This window comes from Pseudomonas sp. SWRI77, from assembly GCF_014269105.1.
In the GTDB taxonomy this organism is placed as follows: Bacteria; Pseudomonadota; Gammaproteobacteria; order Pseudomonadales; family Pseudomonadaceae; genus Aquipseudomonas; species Aquipseudomonas capeferrum.
Genome location: NZ_JABWRV010000014.1, coordinates 140828 through 155790 on the forward strand (window position 1 = coordinate 140828; position 14963 = coordinate 155790).

At 62.6% G+C, this 14963-nt stretch carries 14 protein-coding genes; 8 read left to right on the plus strand and 6 right to left on the minus strand.

Annotated features, from left to right (window positions below):
- Positions 1–7: 7 nt before the first annotated feature.
- Positions 8–925, minus strand: a complete 918-nt coding sequence (locus HU766_RS15490; RefSeq protein WP_186658466.1) for a LysR family transcriptional regulator — start codon at positions 923–925, stop codon at positions 8–10.
- Between the two features lie 131 nt (positions 926–1056).
- Here HU766_RS15490 and HU766_RS15495 point away from each other — a divergent pair, with 131 nt between their 5' ends.
- The 5 genes from HU766_RS15495 to HU766_RS15515 all read left to right on the plus strand — a co-directional run bounded on the left by HU766_RS15495 (position 1057) and on the right by HU766_RS15515 (position 5664).
- Complete coding sequence (locus HU766_RS15495) at positions 1057–2343, plus strand: MFS transporter (RefSeq protein WP_186658470.1); 1287 nt, start codon at positions 1057–1059, stop codon at positions 2341–2343.
- Between the two features lie 9 nt (positions 2344–2352).
- Entirely contained in the window at positions 2353–3132 is a 780-nt protein-coding gene (locus HU766_RS15500; RefSeq protein ID WP_033699740.1) for a 5-oxoprolinase subunit PxpA, read from the plus strand.
- Positions 3129–3824, plus strand: coding sequence for a 5-oxoprolinase subunit PxpB (gene pxpB / locus HU766_RS15505; RefSeq protein WP_186658485.1), 696 nt, complete (start codon positions 3129–3131; stop codon positions 3822–3824). Before HU766_RS15500 ends, pxpB begins: the two co-directional genes overlap by 4 nt.
- On the plus strand, positions 3821–4738 hold the full coding sequence (locus tag HU766_RS15510; protein WP_186658488.1) for a biotin-dependent carboxyltransferase family protein: 918 nt from the start codon (positions 3821–3823) through the stop codon (positions 4736–4738). The genes pxpB and HU766_RS15510 overlap by 4 nt, the downstream gene beginning before the upstream one ends.
- Positions 4739–4884: 146 nt before the next feature.
- Complete coding sequence (locus tag HU766_RS15515; RefSeq protein WP_238338617.1) at positions 4885–5664, plus strand: RHS repeat-associated core domain-containing protein; 780 nt, start codon at positions 4885–4887, stop codon at positions 5662–5664.
- Positions 5665–5709: 45 nt separating this feature from the next.
- Here HU766_RS15515 and HU766_RS15520 read toward each other — a convergent pair whose 3' ends face one another.
- The 3 genes from HU766_RS15520 to HU766_RS15530 all read right to left on the minus strand — a co-directional run bounded on the left by HU766_RS15520 (position 5710) and on the right by HU766_RS15530 (position 9015).
- Positions 5710–6888 carry a VWA domain-containing protein gene (locus tag HU766_RS15520; protein ID WP_186658493.1) on the minus strand — a complete coding sequence of 393 codons (1179 nt, stop codon included), beginning with the start codon at positions 6886–6888 and terminating at the stop codon, positions 5710–5712.
- Positions 6889–6900: 12 nt separating this feature from the next.
- Positions 6901–7746: a MoxR family ATPase gene (locus tag HU766_RS15525; protein WP_027594591.1), complete on the minus strand. Its 846-nt coding sequence runs from the start codon at positions 7744–7746 to the stop codon at positions 6901–6903.
- A 195-nt stretch (positions 7747–7941) separates the two neighbouring features.
- Positions 7942–9015 carry a DUF748 domain-containing protein gene (locus tag HU766_RS15530; RefSeq protein ID WP_186658495.1) on the minus strand — a complete coding sequence of 358 codons (1074 nt, stop codon included), beginning with the start codon at positions 9013–9015 and terminating at the stop codon, positions 7942–7944.
- Positions 9016–9148: 133 nt separating this feature from the next.
- On the opposite strand from HU766_RS15530, the gene cysK reads away from it, so the two are divergent.
- The gene (gene cysK, locus HU766_RS15535) at positions 9149–10123 is read left to right on the plus strand and encodes a cysteine synthase A (RefSeq protein WP_033699727.1); all 975 of its coding nucleotides are present in this window, start codon (positions 9149–9151) and stop codon (positions 10121–10123) included.
- A 172-nt stretch (positions 10124–10295) separates the two neighbouring features.
- Complete coding sequence (locus tag HU766_RS15540) at positions 10296–11231, plus strand: aspartyl/asparaginyl beta-hydroxylase domain-containing protein (RefSeq protein ID WP_186658498.1); 936 nt, start codon at positions 10296–10298, stop codon at positions 11229–11231.
- A 360-nt stretch (positions 11232–11591) separates the two neighbouring features.
- On the opposite strand, the gene HU766_RS15545 is transcribed toward HU766_RS15540, so the two are convergent.
- Both HU766_RS15545 and azu read right to left on the minus strand, forming a co-directional pair.
- Complete coding sequence (locus HU766_RS15545) at positions 11592–13244, minus strand: cyclic peptide export ABC transporter (protein ID WP_095063770.1); 1653 nt, start codon at positions 13242–13244, stop codon at positions 11592–11594.
- Between the two features lie 46 nt (positions 13245–13290).
- Entirely contained in the window at positions 13291–13743 is a 453-nt protein-coding gene (gene azu, locus HU766_RS15550) for an azurin (RefSeq protein ID WP_186658502.1), read from the minus strand.
- A 181-nt stretch (positions 13744–13924) separates the two neighbouring features.
- Here azu and HU766_RS15555 point away from each other — a divergent pair, with 181 nt between their 5' ends.
- On the plus strand, positions 13925–14908 hold the full coding sequence (locus tag HU766_RS15555) for a TauD/TfdA family dioxygenase (protein WP_033699720.1): 984 nt from the start codon (positions 13925–13927) through the stop codon (positions 14906–14908).
- The last annotated feature ends 55 nt before the right edge of the window (positions 14909–14963 follow it).

The window sequence follows — 14963 nt, forward strand, 5'->3', positions numbered from 1 at the left end:
CAAGCACCTAAGGTGCAACCAGCACAATTCTCTGAGCCCCCACATCCCGCGCATACTGTTCCAGCACCTGCCGGCAAACCCCTACCACCTCATCCACCAATGCCACGCCGGTCTGCCAGGCCACCACCAGTTCCAGGCTCGGGGGGGGTTGCAAGCCCTCCAGCAGCACCAACTCACCAAGGCCCAGCTCCGTATCCACCAGCGCCGGTGGCAGCGCACCGATCGCGAAGCCATCACGCAGTAGCCGGGTAATCGCCGCCACCGAGTTCACGCAATTCAAGCGCGGTGTTTGCACCCCGGCGCCCTGCAGCAGGCTGAGTACCTCCTGATGCGGCCGCGAGTTCTTCGAAAAGGTCACAATGCGCTCGCGGCCAAGCTCGGCCAGCGAGGCATAATCGCGCTGCTGGAGCGAGCCTGCAGCGACGATCCAGCCCATCGGGTAGCGCGCCAGGTCCAGGCTGCGGATCGACTGTTCGCGCAACAGGTCGGTCTGCAGGATCACATCGAGAAAGCCTTTATGCAGCTGCTCGCGCAGGTTCAGCGCGGTATCGGCCACCAGCTCGATCTCAACCTGCGGGTAGCGTTCGGTCAACGCGGCCACCAGCGCGCTCATCCAGGTGTGGATCACCGTGTCCATCACGCCGATGCGGATACGCCCGACCTTGGCCCGGTCGCTGTCCAGCGACTGCTTCATGGCCTTGGCGGTGTCGAGCATACGCTCGGCGTACTCCAGCACCTTGCTGCCCTCTGGGGTCAGGCTGACGCCGCGTGAATCGCGCAGCAGCAGTTTGACGCCCAGGTCAGCCTCCAGCGCGGCGATGCGGCTGGAGACCGAGGCCTGGGTGGTGAACAGCTTTTCTGCCGTCAGACGGAAGCTCTTGAGCCGGGCGACCCAGACGAAGGTTTCGAGAAAGCGAAGGTTCATGATCAGTTTTTCTTGTTCCAGACCGGGGGTTTTTCTCGTTGGACGCAAGCCGCGCGGCCTCTGAACAATGTTGCCCAGGCCGCGACGCATCTGGTCGCCCCATAAAACAATACCAACAAGCCGAGGCAAGCATGAACCCCACCGGCGTGCAGCAGCAGGTCGCTACACCTCCTTCGACCGGGCCCTTCGCCTGGTATCGCGACATCGACAAACAGCAACGGCGTACTTTCTGGAGCTGCAAGATCGGCTATGGCCTGGACGGCATGGACACGCAGATGCTCAGCTTCGTCATCCCCACGCTGATCCTGATTTGGGGCATCAGCACCGCCGAGGCCGGGCTGATCCACACCAGCACCCTGATCGCCTCGGCTGTCGGTGGCTGGGTCGCCGGCATCCTCTCCGACCGCATCGGCCGTGTTCGCACCCTGCAACTGACGGTGCTGTGGTTCGCGTTCTTCACCTTCCTGTGCGGCTTTGCGCAAAGCTACGAGCAACTGTTGATCGCCCGTACCCTGATGGGCTTTGGCTTTGGCGGCGAATGGACGGCGGGTGCGGTGCTGATCGGTGAAGTGATCCGCGCCGAGCACCGCGGCAAGGCCGTGGGCATGGTGCAGTCGGGCTGGGCGCTCGGCTGGGGCCTGACGGCGATCCTCTATGCCTTGCTGTTCTCCTACCTGCCACCCGAGCAGGCCTGGCGTGCGTTGTTCCTGCTGGGCATCGTGCCGGCCGTGTTCGTGATCTTCGTGCGCCGCCTGGTCAAGGACCCCGAGGTGTACCGCGAGGCCAAGGCCGCTGAAAAGGCCGAGGCGCCGTCGCACTTCTACGAAATTTTCGCCCCTGGCATGCTCTGGACCACCGTACGCGCTTCTTTGCTGACCACCGGTGCGCTGGGCGGCTACTACGCGATCACCTCGTGGCTGCCGACCTTTCTCAAGAACGAACGTGGCCTGAGCGTGCTGGGCACTGGTGGCTACCTGGCGATGGTGATCGTGGGGTCTTACATCGGCTATGTGGTCAGCGCTTATTTGTCTGACCTGCTGGGGCGCAAGAAAAACTTCATCCTGTTCGCCGTGGGCTCGTTCGTCATCGTGCTGCTGTACACGCAGATGCCGGTCAGCGATGGCGTGATGCTGTGGCTGGGCTTCCCGCTGGGTTTCTTTGCCTCGGGCATTTTCAGCGGCATGGGGGCCTTCCTGACCGAATTGTTCCCCACGCGCATCCGCGGCTCGGGGCAGGGCTTTTGCTACAACATCGGCAAGGTCATCGCTGCGCTGTTCCCGTTGCTGATCGGCATGCTCGGCGAGAAGGTGCCGCTGGGGCTGGGTATTGGCGTGTTCTCTGCGGTGTCGTATGGCGTGGTCATTCTGGCAGCGCTCAGCCTGCCGGAAACACGCGGCAAACAACTCCAGTCACGGTAAGGTAGGCCTATGAACATCGACAAGGGAGTCCGTGTGGTGGAACGCCTGCTTCTCAATTGCGACATGGGCGAAAGTTTCGGCAGTTGGCGCATGGGCCTGGACGCCGAGGTGATGCCGTATATCGATTGCGCCAACATCGCCTGCGGCTACCATGCCGGTGACCCCGGCATCATGCGCCGCACCGTGGAAATGGCCCTGGCGCATGGGGTGACCATCGGCGCGCATCCGGCCTACCCGGACCTGGTTGGCTTCGGCCGCCGCGCCATGGCCTGTAGCCAGGACGAAATCCGCGACCTGTTGCACTACCAGATCGGTGCGCTGGACGGCATCTGCAAGGTGCTCGGCGGCCGGGTGGCCTACGTCAAACCCCATGGTGCGCTGTACAACGACATGATGGCCGACCCGCTCAAGCTGCGCGCCGTGCTCGAAGCCGTGGCGGCCTACGACAGCAGCCTGCCGCTGATGCTCATGGCCACCGCCGATAACCGTGCAGCCCAGGCCCTGGGCGACGAAATTGGCGTGCCGCTGTGGTTCGAGGCCTTTGCCGACCGGGCCTACACCGCCAGCGGCCACCTGGTGTCGCGGCGCCTGCCTGGCGCCGTGCATCACGACCCGGCGCTGGTGGTCGAGCAGGCGCTGCGCCTGGCCCGTGGCGAAGCGCTGGTGGCGGACGATGGCAGTGCGCTGCACCTGCAGGCCAGCACCCTGTGCGTGCACGGCGACAACGACAGTTCAGTGGCGGCGGTGCGGCAGATCCGCCAAGCCCTCGATGCGCTGGAGCGGGCATGAAGCTGCGCATTGAAGTGGTCGCCATCGACAGCCTGATGGTGCGCCTGTTCGACACCATCGACGAAGCCAACATGCCGTGGATCCTCGCGGCCTGCCAGCGCTTGCGTGCAGCCTTCGGCGAGCGGTTGATCGAGCTGGTGCCGTCCTACACCACCTTGATGGTGCAATACGACGGGGCGCCGAGCACGGCGAGGGCGTTGATCGCCCAGGCGCTGGAGGGGCTGCAGCCTGATGCAGGCAACAGTGGTCGGCGCCATGAGATTGCGGTGTGGTACCACGCCAGTGTCGGCCCCGAGCTGCCTGCCTTGGCCAGCCGAAGCGGGCTGACCGAGGCCGAGGTGGTTCGCTTGCACACCGGGCGCGAGTACCCGGTTTTCGCCCTGGGCTTTGCGCCGGGCTTCGGCTTCATGGGGCTGGTGGACGAACGCCTGGCCACGCCGCGCCTGAGCACCCCTCGCAAGCGCGTGGCGGCTGGCAGCGTGGGCATTGCCGAGCGCCAGACCGCCGCTTACCCGGCGGTATCGCCAGGCGGCTGGAACCTGATCGGGCGCACCCCGGTACGCCTGTTCGACCGTGAGCGCGAGGGCTACAGCCTGTTGCAACCGGGCGACCGGGTGCGCTTCGTGGCCGTATCCCACGCCGAGTTCATGGCGTTGGGCGGAGATGACAGCCCGCTGGAGGCACAGGCATGACGCAGTTGAAGATCGAAGCCAGCACCGCGCTGTGCCAGTTGCAGGATGCCGGGCGCTTTGGCGTGCGTCACCTGGGCGTGACCCAAGGTGGGGCGCTGGACTGGGTGGCGATGCACTGGGCCAACTGGCTGCTGGGCAATCCGTTGGGTGCGCCGGTGATCGAGGTGGCGCTGGGTGGTTTTAGTGTAGTGGCCGAGCAGGATTGTGTACTGGCGCTGGCCGGTGCCGACTTGGATGCGCGGGTTGACGATCAGCCCTTGGCGCCCTGGCGCAGTTTTGCCTTGGCCAAAGGTCAGCGGTTGACCTTGAAGCAACCGAAGCAGGGTGTGCGCGCTTATCTTGCGGCGCCGGGCGGTTTCAAGGCCGAGGGGGTGCTGGGCAGTTGCGCCACTGTTGTACGTGAAGCGCTGGGCGGCATCGATGGGCGAGGGGAGGCGCTGAGTAAAGGGCAGGTATTGGCATTTGCGGGGTCAGCAGCGGCCTTGCGTGAAGTGCCTGGGGCGTTGCGACCGGTCTACTCGGCAAAGCCTGTACTCGACCTGGTGATGGGCGCGCAGATCGGTGATTTCAGCGGTACCAGTTTGTTCGAGGCGTTCAACAGTGATTGGACCCTGGACAGCCGGGCGGACCGCATGGGGATCCGGTTGCTCGGGCCGCAGTTGGTTTACCAAGGCGCGCCGATGATTTCCGAAGGCATTCCGCTGGGCGCGGTGCAGGTGCCGCCCGATGGGCAACCGATCGTGCTGCTCAATGACCGGCAGACCATTGGCGGTTATCCGCGGCTGGGGGCGTTGACGCCGTTGGCGTTGGCGCAGTTGGCGCAGTGCATGCCGGGCGGGGCGGTGCGGTTCAGGGCAGTGGTGCAGGAAATGGCGTGGCATCAGCATCAGGCCTTGGGCAAACGCTGGCAATGAGGTGGGCTGACTGGCATTTTTGTCAGTTGCCCATTGCTGGCGCTCACTCAATACTGGGCAGTAGCAATTCAGAGGGTTGAACGTAACCTCATGACGAGGGAGATGATTCAATTCCCCGACAGTGTGTAAAGCGCATGGGGTGGGCGATGAAACTAGCAATCAGTGGGGGGGCTGGAGCCTACACGGCTTATGGTTTCAACAAGCGGCATGCATCGCAGGTAAGTTTCAATGGCCAGTGGTATGACTGGATGGCCGGTTGTTATCCACTGGGCCATGGCCATAGAAGTTTCAGCCCTGTATTGATGCGCTTCTTGTCGCCGGATGCCCTAAGTCCCTTTGCCCAAGGGGGGCGCAACGCTTATGCATACTGTCTGGGGGACCCTGTAAACGGTGATGATCCCAGCGGACAGATGCCACGTTTCATGAGAGTGATCGGTGAAGTGTTCTTCGGTAAACGTTCAAGCGCGCAGCGAAGTGAAATAGAGGTTTTGCGGATAAATCAAGTTCTCCAAGAAGAGAGGCGTCAGGCAGGCGCTCAATTTTCCGCATTTGAAGGTATGTTTGATCAGGGCGCGCCTGAGTATAAGCTATCTAATATTGCTGACTACTTGAATGCCCTTCCGGATAATTCATTCGAGCGTACTGAGGCACGTGTCAAGTTGGTCAGGGAAACTGTTTCTTTGTTGAAAACAAGAGAATTTATTGCGGACGGTACAATGCTTAGTCGGCCAATACCTGAAGGTATCTTGCCGTCCGATGTTGAGAGACTGAATCATTATCGTCAGGCTGCTTTGAAGTCTCAAGAGCCAGGCACACGTGAGAGGGCGCGGATATCCCAGGTTGCTTTGCGGATGGCCTTTGGAAGGCTGGCAGGTGAGACTAACAAGTCGCTTAATACAAACCTAAAGTCTTTGCGTCGAGCCTAATAGGTGCACGGGGCTGCGAAAACCCACCGCAGGGGTGGGTTTTTTCTATTTCGACAGATACCGCATCCCATCCTCCAACCCCTGCAAGGTCAGCGGATACATCTTGTCCTCGATCAAATCCCGCACTAAATGCGTGGACGCGGTGTAGTCCCACGCCTGTTTCGGGTAGGGATTGATCCAGATGATCTTCTTGAATTTCTCCATGAAGCGCTGCATCCACACATACCCGGCTTCTTCGTTCCAGTGCTCGACGCTGCCACCGGGCTGGGTGATCTCGTAGGGCGCCATGGCCGCATCGCCGACGAACACCACCTTGTAGTCATCGCCGTACTTGTGCAGCAGGTCGAAGGTGGAGAAGCGCTCCGACGTACGCCGCAGGTTGTTCTTCCACACCGACTCATACACGAAGTTATGGAAGTAGTAATACTCCAGGTGCTTGAACTCGGTCTTGCAGGCCGAAAACAGCTCTTCGCAGACTTTGACGTGGGCATCCATCGAGCCGCCGATGTCGAACAGCAACAGCAGCTTCACGGTGTTGCGCCGCTCCGGGCGCATCTGGATGTTCAGCAGCCCGGCGTCGCGGGCGGTGTGGTCGATGGTGCCGTCGATATCCAGCTCTTCGGCCGCGCCTTCACGGGCGAACTTGCGCAGCCGGCGCAGGGCCAGCTTGATGTTGCGCGTGCCCAGCTCGACCTGGTCGTCGAGGTTCTTGTACTCGCGCTGGTCCCACACTTTGACCGCCTTGCCCTGGCGCTGGCCGGCTTCGCCCACGCGGATGCCTTCGGGGTTGAAACCGCCCGAACCGAACGGGCTGGTGCCGCCGGTGCCGATCCACTTGTTGCCGCCGGCGTGGCGTTCCTTTTGCTCTTCAAGGCGCTTCTTGAATGCCTCGATCAGCTTGTCCAGCCCGCCCAGGGACTGGATCTGCGCACGCTCCTCATCCGTCAGCGAGCGCTCGAATTCCTTGCGTAGCCAGTCTTCGGGGATCAGCGCTTCGAGGTGGCGGTCGAGGTTTTCCAGGCCTTTGAAGTAGGCGGAAAAGGCCCGGTCGAACTTGTCGAAATGGCGCTCGTCCTTCACCAGGATGGCCCGCGCCAGGTAGTAGAACTCGTCCATGTCGGCGAACACCACGCGTTGCTGCAAGGCGTTCAGCAGGTCGAGCAGTTCGCGTACCGACACCGGCACCTTGGCCGCGCGCATTTCGTTGAACAGGTTGAGCAGCATGACCGGCTCCTGTCAGCGGTTGCCGCGCCGGCTCATGAAGGCCAGGCGCTCGAGCAGCTGCACGTCCTGCTCGTTCTTTACCAGGGCGCCTGCCAGCGGCGGGATGGCTTTGGTCGGGTCACGCTCGCGCAGTACCGCTTCGCCGATGTTGTCGGCCATCAGCAGCTTGAGCCAGTCGACCAGCTCGGAGGTGGAGGGCTTTTTCTTAAGGCCCGGCACCTTGCGCACGTCGAAGAACACGTCCAGCGCCTCGCTGACCAGCGATTGCTTGATGTTCGGGTAGTGCACGTCGACGATCTGCTGCAGCGTCGCGCGGTCGGGGAAGGCGATGTAGTGGAAGAAGCAGCGGCGCAGGAAGGCGTCCGGCAGTTCTTTTTCGTTGTTCGAGGTGATGATGATGATCGGGCGTTGCTTGGCCTTGATGGTCTCGTCTGTTTCGTAGACGTAGAACTCCATCTTGTCGAGCTCTTGCAACAGGTCGTTGGGGAACTCGATGTCGGCCTTGTCGATTTCGTCGATCAGCAGAATCACCCGCTCTTCAGCCTCGAAAGCCTCCCAGAGCTTGCCCTTTTTCAGGTAGTTGCGCACATCGTGGACTTTTTCGGTACCCAGTTGCGAGTCGCGCAGGCGGCTGACCGCATCGTATTCGTAGAGGCCCTGGTGGGCCTTGGTGGTGGATTTAATGTGCCAGGTGATCAGGCGGGCGCCGAAGGAGGCGGCGAGCTGCTCGGCGAGCATGGTCTTGCCGGTGCCCGGTTCGCCTTTGACCAGCAGCGGGCGTTCGAGGGTGATGGCCGCGTTTACCGCCAGTTTCAGGTCGTCTGTGGCGACGTAGTCGCGGGTGCCTTCGAACTTCATGGGAGTGTCCTCTGCGGGGTGCCTGGGCCGTTCTCTACGCACAGAGACTGCATAACCCTGTGGGAGCGGGCTTGCCCCGCGAAAGGGTCGGCCCAGGCAACACATGTTTATCGTTTGTCAGCGACTATACCCCGGCCCCAGACGCCTGCAAACGCAGACCGGGTATTCAGTCCCTGAATGCCCCGTCACGCGCTTTCAGTCAGACTTGGGCGCAGGCTGCTCATAGCGCGCATTGAATGCCTGGACAAAGCCGTTGCGCAGTATCTGCAAGACAGCCTCGAAAGCGCTGACATCCTGCTTGTGCACGCTGCCACTAAGCTCCACGCGGGTGGCGAACTGGTTTTTCGGCTGGTTCTTCAGCACGGTTTCAGTCGCCCCCACCAATGCCTCCCACACCGAGCGGAAGAAGCCCTTGTCTTTGTCCTGCACATCCTGCTGCCAGTTGAACACATCGACATCGCGCAGCAGCGGCTTGATATAGCCATTGAGCCGCCCGTTCTCGGCCTGCGCTTCGATCACCAGGTCGCCGTGCCCGGCATTGAAATCGAACTTGCCATAGGCACTGGCGAAGTCATTGAGTTGGCGCAGCTGTATGCCGGTGGCCCGCAGGCGGAACTCGAAGTCGTCGAAGTCGCTGAAGGGGTCGAACGTGGCGCGGCTCTCGACCTTGGCATCGCCAAATAACAGGGCATGGGCGTCGAAACTGGCGTCGCGCCGGCCTTTCTCATTGCGCACGTTGGTCAGGTTGCGAATGCGCGCGTCGAGCTGGGTGGCCTTGAGGTCGACCGGCGGCTTGGAGGTGAAGTTGCGAAAGGTCAGCACGCCATCTTGAATGCGCACTTCGTTGAGGGTGATGGGCAGCAGTTTTTCCAGCTGCTGGCGCCAGTCGGTGCCCTGGCCAGTCTGCGAAGCCTGCTTGCTGCCGCCATCGACGAAGTTCAGCTCGGGCCGCACGAAGGTCACCTCGGCCACCACGGCGCGGTCGTACCACAGTGCATGCCAGCTGACCGAGAGGTCGATCAACGGCGCGTCGAGCAGCGGCACCGGGACCTTGCCGGTGGTCTTGACGATTTTCAGGCCGTTGATCTGGTACGCGCCGCGCCACCAGGCCAGGTCCACGTCAACGACCTGGCCGCGGTAGTCGCCCATGTCGGCCAGTTTGTCGTTGAGGTAGTCGCGTACCAGGTAGGGCAGGGCCAGGTGCAGGGCAACCAGCAGCACGACCAGGCTGGCCAGGCCTACCAGCGGCCAGCGGTAGCGAGCTTTCATTGTCGGCTCTCCAAGGCAGGATGTGCGGTTGACCGCAGGCGCCGCTCGGGAGTTCGAACAGGCTTTACGGGCCAACGGGGCAGGCTTACCCTTGAAGTCTTTCCCTGCTTCTTCACGTTCAAGGACCCCTGCCATGAGCCGTATCTACGCAGACAACGCCCACTCCATCGGCAACACGCCGCTGGTGCAGATCAACCGCATCGCCCCGCGTGGGGTGACCATCCTGGCCAAGATCGAAGGGCGCAACCCGGGCTACTCGGTCAAATGCCGGATCGGCGCGAACATGGTCTGGGACGCCGAGAGCAGCGGCAAGCTCAAGCCCGGCATGACCATCGTCGAGCCCACCTCGGGCAACACCGGCATTGGCCTGGCCTTCGTCGCCGCCGCCCGAGGCTACAAGCTGATCCTGACCATGCCGGCCTCGATGAGCCTGGAGCGGCGCAAGGTGCTCAAGGCGCTGGGCGCCGAGCTGGTGCTGACCGAGCCGGCCAAGGGCATGAAGGGCGCGATCGAGAAGGCCAACGAAATCGTCGCCTCCGACCCGGCCCAGTACTTCCTGCCAGGCCAGTTCGAAAACCCGGCCAACCCGGCGATCCATGAAAAAACCACCGGCCCCGAGATCTGGAACGACACCGACGGCGCAGTCGATGTGCTGGTGGCGGGTGTGGGTACGGGCGGCACCATCACTGGCGTGTCGCGCTACATCAAGCACACCCAAGGCAAGTCGATTTTGTCGGTGGCGGTGGAGCCGCTGGCCTCGCCGCTAATCAGCCAGACCCTGGCCGGTGAAGAACTCAAGCCCAGCCCGCACAAGATCCAGGGCATTGGCGCAGGCTTCGTGCCGAAAAACCTCGACCTCTCCATCGTCGACCAGGTCGAGACGGTGACCGACGAAGAGTCCAAGGCCATGGCCATCCGCCTGATGCAGGAGGAGGGCATTCTGTGCGGTATTTCCTGTGGCGCAGCAATGGCGGCAGCGGTGCGCCTGGCTGAAAAACCGGAGATGCAGGGTAAGACCATCGTCGTAATTTTGCCCGACTCGGGCGAGCGTTACCTGTCGAGCATGCTGTTCAGCGACCTGTTCAGCGAGCAGGAAAACCAGCAGTAAACGCCCCGTCCGCTGACCAGGCGCAACACTCGGTGATCCGGTTTATTGCAAAATCTTCATGACTCAGATCCCGCCCAGGTTGTTTGTACCGGGGCGGGATGGGTTTATGATGGCCGGATGATTTTTTTGGGAGCAGGCAGCGCAGGCCTGTTTCCTTTCCAAGGAGTGTTGCATGACCTTTTCCTTTGCAGCCAAGGCGGGTGTCCTGCTGGTGTTTTTCGGCAGCGTGCTCTTCGTGCACCTGCGCGGCAAGGCGCGCCTGCCGGTGCTGCGCCAGTTCGTCAACCATTCGGCGCTGTTCGCCCCGTATAACGCCCTGATGTACCTGTTCTCCGGCGTGCCGTCCAAGCCCTACCTGGACCGCCAGCGCTTCCCCGAGCTGGATGTGCTGAAGGACAACTGGCAGGACATCCGCGAAGAGGCCATGCGCCTGTTCGACGAGGGCTATATCCGCGCTGCTGAAAAAGACAACGACGCAGGCTTTGGTTCATTCTTCAAGAAGGGCTGGAAGCGCTTCTACCTGAAGTGGTACGACAAACCGCTGCCATCGGCCGAAGCCCTGTGCCCGCGCACCGTCGAGCTGGTCAGCAGCATCCCCAACGTCAAGGGCGCGATGTTCGCCCTGCTGCCAGGCGGCAGCCACCTGAACCCGCACCGCGATCCGTTCGCCGGCTCCTTGCGCTATCACCTGGGCTTGGCCACACCTAACTCCGATGCTTGCCGCATCTACGTCGACGGTGAGGAATACGCCTGGCGTGACGGTGAGGATGTGATGTTCGACGAAACCTACGTGCACTGGGTCAAGAACGAAACCGACGTCACCCGCGTGATCCTGTTCTGCGACATCGAACGCCCGCTGAGCAGCTCGCTGATGACCCGCATCAACCGCCAGGTCAGTGCCTTCCTCGGCCGTGCCACCGCGCCGCAGAACACCGACGACGAGCGCGTTGGCGGGATCAACCAGGCGTATGCCTGGAGCAAGCGCTTCAGCAACAATATCAGCGGCCATGTGAAGCAGTTCAAGCGCGCCAATCCGAAGGCTTACCGCATTCTGCGGCCGGTGTTGGCGGTGGTGGTGGCGTATCTGTTGTATCGCTGGTTGTTCTGACTTCTACTCGCCTGCAGCGCCAGGCGGGGCTGGCGCTTGCGGGGCGTGTTCAGCCAGCCCTTGTAATGCACCATCAGTGCGGATATAGAGGGTTGACCAGTTGGCGGACTGACGGGCCTTTCGCGAAATGTTGTGGGCGGAGGGCTGCGATGTGTTCGTCGGGCGCTAGGGTGAAGGCAACTATGTGCCTGTCTTTAGTTTTGCAGGGGTGCCTATATCGAGCGCCGCCCGCGCGGCGCTCGATCTCCCGGGCGCTATAAATACCAAGACAAGCCCCCTTGCTGCCCCCATGCATTCTCAGCGCGCACAAAAAAGGGCGGTCATTACCCTGACCGCCCCTCAAGCCCTCACAACGCTATCTCACGCCGGCTCCAGCGCCTCAACCACCTTCCCGCGGCTAAGGTGCACCACCTTGTCCGCCGTATCGAAGTACCGGTCATCATGCGAAATCACGATGATGGTCTTGCCCAGCCGCTTCAGGTCCGGCAGCAGCTCGGTATAGAACACCCGGCGGAAGGTCGGGTCCTGGTCGGCCGCCCACTCGTCGAACACCAGCACCGGCCGGCCATCCAGCCATGCATTGACCAGCGCCAGGCGCTTGCGCTGCCCGGTCGACAGGTCGGTGGTGGTAAACGCGCCATCGCGCACGCTGACCTTGTGCGCAATCTCCAGCCGCTCCAGATAGCGCGTGGCATCACTCGGCAGGCTGTGCTCGTGCTCGGGCAGGTCTTCGAACAGGTAGTAATCGGCGAACACGGTGGTGAACAGCTGGCGATAATCGTCCAGCCCTTCCGGCCCGACTGCCACGCCGTTCAGGCGCACTTCGCCGCGCTGCGGGGTATACAGGCCCAGCAGCAGCTTGATCAGCGAGGTCTTGCCGCAGCCGTTCTCACCGACGATGAACAGAATCTCGCCCGGCTCGATGCTCAGGTTCACCGGCCCCACGCGAAACGGTTCTTTGCCGTCCACCGGTGGGTAGGCGTATTCGACATTGTGCAGCTCCAGGTGGGCGCTGCCCGGGGCGCTGCGTTTGACCGGCTGGTCCAGCAGCAGGTGCGGTTCGGGCGAGGAGAAGCGCTCGGACAGGTCGGCGATGCGGCGGAACGCCACCTGGGCGCGGCCGAGAATAGGCAGGTTGCCGATCAGCGTCTCCAGCGGGCCTTTCATGTACAGCAGCACCAGCACGAAGCCGCTCATCACCGCTGGGTCGTTGCTCGGCCACAGCGATTGCAGGGCCAGGGTCAGGCCGATGACCACGAAGAACAGCATCGAACCCAGGCTCTTGGCTGCCACGAAAATGTTGATGGAGCGGATGTGGGTGTTGGCGATGAAGTCCGCCGTGCCCTGAATATTGCGGGTCAGCATGGCGTGGCGGCGGCGGCGGTCGATGCGCAGCTCCTTGGCGCCTTCGGCGATCGCCGAGTAGTGCTTTTGCAGGTTGTCCTCGGCGTCGCGGGCGGCGTTGAAGCCGGCCACGCCTTTTTGCCGGGCGACATACTGAATCGCGCTGCCAATGCCGATCGCCACCAGGGTGATGAGGAAGATCGGCCACGACAGCCAGGCCAAGTAGGCCATGCAGCCGATCACAGTGGTGAGTGAGATCGCCAGCGGCGCGAAGGCGAAGGCGAAGTCGCTGATGGTGTCGACGTCGCGGGTCAGCACCGGGATCAGGCGGTGGGTGCGGTAGCGCTCGATCTGCTCGATGGGCGCAGACAGCACCTTGGCGCCCAGGTCTTTGCGCAGCCGGGCAATGACCTTTTGGCCGACGTAGTTGGTGCCGCTGTCGGCGGCCACGCTGCTCACCAGTGCCAGTACGCACAGGCCGGCGAAGGCCAGGATCACGCCCTGGCTCATGCCGTCGGCGGCATGCAGGCCCTGGTTGACGGTGGCCAGCAGCGCGGTCACGGCCAAGCCGCCGACCATGCCCAGCAGCACCGAGACGATGACCGCCGGGCGGTAGGGTTTCAGCAGGCCCAGCAATTCGCGGATGGCCCCGGGGGAAGACGTTTTCATGAAGCGCGATCTCGGTGATGGAGTGGGGGTGGGCGGCGCAGCGGGGTCAGCTCCCGAGGGCCAGGGTGCCCTTCATCAAGGTGCTGTGGAACGGGAACGAGCAGTAGAAGCTGTAGGCGGTCCCGGCCTTCAACGACCGGGTGTCGAGGGTGACGCTGTCTGTTTCACCGCCGCCGATAAGGCGGGTATGGGCGAGCACCCGGGTGTCGCCTGGCTTCACGTAATCCTGTGCCTCACCGGCCTTCAGGCCATCGTCCAGCACGCCTTGCATGTCTGCCTGGGTGCTCAGTACCCAGTTGTGGCCCATGACGCTCTTGGGCATCTGGCCGGGGTGGGCGAGGGTGATGGTGAACGACGTGCAGGCCTTGGGTACGGTGATTTCGGCCTTGTCGAAGGTCATCTGGTCGGTGCCGCGGATCTCTACGGCGCAGTCCTCGGCCGACCAGGCCGCGGCAGGGGCCGCAGCAAGCAGGGCGAGGAGCAGAAGCTGGCGAGTCATGTAAGGTTCCTGGACGATAAAAGGGTGCACATCGTTCAGACGAACCGGCGCGCGTTCGCTTTACCTTGTGAGTGGGGGCGGGTGAATTTCTGCCGGGCACGCTCGTTCATCTAGTCAGGCGCCCTGATGGCGCAGCATCCGATTTCGCCGCCATGGCGGCCCTGGCTTGAGGTGACGGTACATGAGTGAATTGCTGAGCTTTGCGATCGAACCCCTGGACGCCGCCCGCGGCGACCTGCCGCTGCTGGTGCGCGCGCCAGAGCCCGGCATCGACCTGCTCGACGCATTCGAAGAACTGAAGCCGCTGGTGGAACGCCACCTGCTGCATGCGGGCGGCATCCTGTTCAGGGGCTTCCAGGTGGGTGGGGCCGAGGCTTTCCGCCAGTTCGCTGCCGCCTTCGGCCACCCGCTGCTCAACTACGAGTTTGGCTCCACGCCGCGCAGCAACGTGACCAAAGGGGTGTACACCTCGACCGAATACCCGGCGCACCAGAGCATCCCCTTGCACAACGAACAGGCCTATACCCTCGAATGGCCGATGAAGATCTGGTTCTACAGCGTGATCCCTGCCGAGACCGGGGGTGAGACGCCGATTGCCGACAGCCGCGAGGTCTACCGGCGGATGCCGGCGCGTATTCGCGAGCGGCTGGTCGAGAAGGGGCTGATGTATGTGCGCAACTACGGTAATGGGCTGGATGTGGAGTGGTCGCAGGTGTTCAACACCGAAGACCCACGCCAGGTCGAGGCGTACTGCCGGGCGCATGCCATTGAATGCATCTGGAAGGAAGATGGCGAACTGCGCACCCGGCAGCGCTGCCAGGTGGTGGCGCGCCATCCGGTGACGGGGGAGGACGTTTGGTTCAACCAGGCGCACCTGTTCCATGTCTCGAACTTGCAGCCGGAGGTGCGTGAGTCGCTGATGGACATTGTCGAGGAGGAGGACCTGCCGCGGAATGTGTATTACGGCGATGGTTCGACCATTGAGGATTCGCTGCTCGATGAAGTGCGTGGGGTGCTGGATGAGTGCACGGTCAGTTTTCCTTGGCTGGAGAATGATGTGTTGATGCTCGACAACATGCTTGCGGCCCATGCGCGGTCGCCGTTTACCGGGAAGCGCAAGGTGGTGGTGGCGATGGCGGAGGGGTATTCGCAGGTTTTGCGTTGATTGGTTTTTTTGGGGGGGCAGGGGTGCAAACCTCAAGGCATGCACTCACCGGCCC

Coding starts and splice junctions, on each gene's coding strand:
- HU766_RS15555 (WP_033699720.1), top strand. CDS start 13,925: ATGAGTGAATTGCTGAGCTTTGCGATCGAACCCCTGGACGCCGCCCGC.
- cysK (WP_033699727.1), top strand. CDS start 9,149: ATGAGCCGTATCTACGCAGACAACGCCCACTCCATCGGCAACACGCCG.
- HU766_RS15545 (WP_095063770.1), bottom strand. CDS start 13,244: ATGAAAACGTCTTCCCCCGGGGCCATCCGCGAATTGCTGGGCCTGCTG.
- HU766_RS15520 (WP_186658493.1), bottom strand. CDS start 6,888: ATGCTGCTCAACCTGTTCAACGAAATGCGCGCGGCCAAGGTGCCGGTG.
- HU766_RS15500 (WP_033699740.1), top strand. CDS start 2,353: ATGAACATCGACAAGGGAGTCCGTGTGGTGGAACGCCTGCTTCTCAAT.
- azu (WP_186658502.1), bottom strand. CDS start 13,743: ATGACTCGCCAGCTTCTGCTCCTCGCCCTGCTTGCTGCGGCCCCTGCC.
- HU766_RS15510 (WP_186658488.1), top strand. CDS start 3,821: ATGACGCAGTTGAAGATCGAAGCCAGCACCGCGCTGTGCCAGTTGCAG.
- HU766_RS15515 (WP_238338617.1), top strand. CDS start 4,885: ATGAAACTAGCAATCAGTGGGGGGGCTGGAGCCTACACGGCTTATGGT.
- HU766_RS15525 (WP_027594591.1), bottom strand. CDS start 7,746: ATGAAGTTCGAAGGCACCCGCGACTACGTCGCCACAGACGACCTGAAA.
- HU766_RS15540 (WP_186658498.1), top strand. CDS start 10,296: ATGACCTTTTCCTTTGCAGCCAAGGCGGGTGTCCTGCTGGTGTTTTTC.
- HU766_RS15495 (WP_186658470.1), top strand. CDS start 1,057: ATGAACCCCACCGGCGTGCAGCAGCAGGTCGCTACACCTCCTTCGACC.
- HU766_RS15490 (WP_186658466.1), bottom strand. CDS start 925: ATGAACCTTCGCTTTCTCGAAACCTTCGTCTGGGTCGCCCGGCTCAAG.
- pxpB (WP_186658485.1), top strand. CDS start 3,129: ATGAAGCTGCGCATTGAAGTGGTCGCCATCGACAGCCTGATGGTGCGC.
- HU766_RS15530 (WP_186658495.1), bottom strand. CDS start 9,015: ATGAAAGCTCGCTACCGCTGGCCGCTGGTAGGCCTGGCCAGCCTGGTC.